At 41.0% G+C, this 2,382-nt stretch carries 3 protein-coding genes, 2 tRNA genes and 1 rRNA gene; all 6 read left to right on the forward strand.

Going from position 1 to position 2,382, the window contains the following annotated elements; genetic code table 11:
* The first annotated feature begins 149 nt into the window (after positions 1-149).
* Positions 150-266 (forward strand): 5S ribosomal RNA (gene rrf, locus AC59HZ_RS29925).
* 74 nt (positions 267-340) lie between these two features.
* Positions 341-414: transfer RNA gene (locus tag AC59HZ_RS29930), tRNA-Met, on the forward strand.
* A 4-nt stretch (positions 415-418) separates the two neighbouring features.
* Positions 419-495, forward strand: a tRNA-Asp gene (locus AC59HZ_RS29935).
* 183 nt (positions 496-678) lie between these two features.
* Complete coding sequence (gene tsaE, locus AC59HZ_RS29940) at positions 679-1,134, forward strand: tRNA (adenosine(37)-N6)-threonylcarbamoyltransferase complex ATPase subunit type 1 TsaE (RefSeq protein ID WP_430072469.1); 456 nt, start codon at positions 679-681, stop codon at positions 1,132-1,134.
* On the forward strand, positions 1,131-1,838 hold the full coding sequence (gene tsaB, locus AC59HZ_RS29945; protein WP_496549363.1) for a tRNA (adenosine(37)-N6)-threonylcarbamoyltransferase complex dimerization subunit type 1 TsaB: 708 nt from the start codon (positions 1,131-1,133) through the stop codon (positions 1,836-1,838). The genes tsaE and tsaB overlap by 4 nt, the downstream gene beginning before the upstream one ends.
* Positions 1,839-1,848: 10 nt before the next feature.
* On the forward strand, positions 1,849-2,298 hold the full coding sequence (gene rimI, locus AC59HZ_RS29950) for a ribosomal protein S18-alanine N-acetyltransferase (protein WP_496549397.1): 450 nt from the start codon (positions 1,849-1,851) through the stop codon (positions 2,296-2,298).
* The last annotated feature ends 84 nt before the right edge of the window (positions 2,299-2,382 follow it).

Genomic DNA, 2,382 nt, shown 5'->3' on the forward strand with positions numbered 1-2,382 from the left:
TTGATAGGTCAGAGGTGGAAGCGCGGTGACGTGTGGAGCTGACTGATACTAATCGTTCGAGGACTTAACCAAGTCATTAAGGTGAACTCGTTTTTACAAACTTCTTCTGCATTATCTAGTTTTGAGGGAATGAACCCTTAATAATATAGTCTGGTAATTATGGCGAGAAGGTCACACCCGTTCCCATACCGAACACGGAAGTTAAGCTTCTCAGCGCCGATGGTAGTTGGGGCACGCGCCCCTGTGAGAGTAGGACATTGCCAGGCTGTTTTTTCTTAAAAACCATACATAAAAATTATGTTTAGGCATAAGATAATATGGTGGTCATAATTATTACCGTCGCGGGGTGGAGCAGTCTGGTAGCTCGTCGGGCTCATAACCCGAAGGTCGCAGGTTCAAATCCTGCCTCCGCAATCTTGGTCTGGTAGTTCAGTTGGTTAGAATGCCTGCCTGTCACGCAGGAGGTCGCGGGTTCGAGTCCCGTCCAGACCGCCATATTTTTAAGTAAGTACGAAACAAGAGTTTCGTCTTTTTTTTTATCCAAAAAACATGCTTTTTTGCGTAAATGGGAAAAATCATGTAAACTACATAAAGAATAGGCATCCTTAGGAGAGATCCTAAGGTTTTTTTGCATCTAAAATTAGGTAAAATGAAGATAGAGAGTAAATAGGTGATGGAATGAACCAATTTGAATTAAATACAATGAATTCTGATGAAACCACCCAGTTTGCAGAAAGATTGGCCTCTTTTTTACAACCGGGAGATGTGATTGCCCTTGAAGGTGATTTAGGTGCTGGAAAGACCACTTTTACAAAAGGTCTAGCAAAAGGCCTAAACATCAGGAAAACCGTAAATAGTCCGACCTTTACCATCATTAAAGAATATAACGGAAACCTGCCTTTATATCACATGGATGTTTATCGGGTAGCAGATGCTTATGAGGACTTGGGATTTGATGAATACTTTGAAGGTGATGGAGTAACAGTCGTGGAATGGGCTCATTTAATTGAAGAGCAATTACCCTCGGACTTATTAACCATTTACTTGTATCATGAGGAGCAGGATAAACGGAAAATTGTTCTCAAGCCAAAGGGTAAAAGATATGAGCAATTATGTAAGGAGATTTTTGCATGACAATTTTAGCAATCGATACTTCTAATTATGCATTAGGAGTTTCGCTTTTAGAAGAAAATCAAGTGCTTGGGGAATATATTACAAATTTAAAAAAGAATCATTCTGTCCGAATAATGCCGGCTATCCAGACGTTAATGAAGGATTGTGAAAGAGTGCCGGGAGATTTAACGAAAATAGTAGTGGCAAAGGGACCAGGCTCTTATACGGGTGTGAGAATTGGGGTTACGATTGCAAAAACATTGGCATGGACTTTAAATATTCCACTGGTAGGGATCTCTAGTCTTGAAATTTTAGCATCCGGAACAGGACGCTATTTTGATGGCTATGTATCTCCATTATTTGACGCAAGAAGAGGACAGGTTTATACCGGGCTGTATCAGTTTGAGAATGGCCAGCTTTCAGTTGTGGAGCAGGATCAGTTAATTATGGCTGTAGATTGGGCAGCAAAACTAGCCGAAATGACAAAGCCGGTATTGTTTGTAGGGAATGATCTGCCGCTTCATCAATCGAAGCTTGAAGAAATCATGGGAACTAAGGCTTTTTTTGCAAGCATCACGGAACATAATCCTCGTCCTTCTGAGCTGGCCTTGCTAGGAAGCAACAAAGATGGGGAAGATGTACATTCGTTTGTACCTAATTATATACGTTTAGCTGAAGCAGAAGCTAAGTGGTTAGAAGCAAAAGGAAAAAATTCAAATGGATAGGGATAGAAAAATGGTAGATTCTTATGTTTTTCGTTATATGAGGGGAGAGGATATCGACCAGGTTTTAGTTGTTGAACAGGCCTCGTTTACAGTACCATGGAGCCATGAAGCTTTTTATAATGAATTGCACAATAACAAGTTTGCCGTTTATATGGTGCTTGAGGAAGACAATAAAATAATCGGATACTGCGGTACGTGGATTGTGATTGATGAGGCTCATGTAACAAATGTGGCCATTTTGCCGGAATTTCGCGGCAGAAAGCTTGGGGAAACGATGTTGCGCAAATTGATGTCCGTTTCGAGGGAAATGGGGGCAAAAAGCATGACCCTTGAAGTTCGGGTAACCAATCATGTGGCACAATCGTTATACCGCAAACTAGGCTTTCAAAATGGTGGGATCCGGAAAAATTATTATTCAGATAATCAGGAAGATGCGCTAGTGATGTGGGTGAATTTATGATAAAAGATCAGTATATATTGGGAATCGAAACGAGCTGTGATGAAACGGCAGTTGCGATTATTAAAAATGGCCGGGAAATCGCGG

It is taken from the genome of Neobacillus sp. DZ-9 (assembly GCF_059587065.1).

Bases quoted from the DNA above. Each gene is read 5' to 3' on its own strand.
- tsaE (WP_430072469.1), top strand. From the start codon at position 679: ATGAACCAATTTGAATTAAATACAATGAATTCTGATGAAACCACCCAG.
- tsaB (WP_496549363.1), top strand. From the start codon at position 1,131: ATGACAATTTTAGCAATCGATACTTCTAATTATGCATTAGGAGTTTCG.
- rimI (WP_496549397.1), top strand. From the start codon at position 1,849: ATGGTAGATTCTTATGTTTTTCGTTATATGAGGGGAGAGGATATCGAC.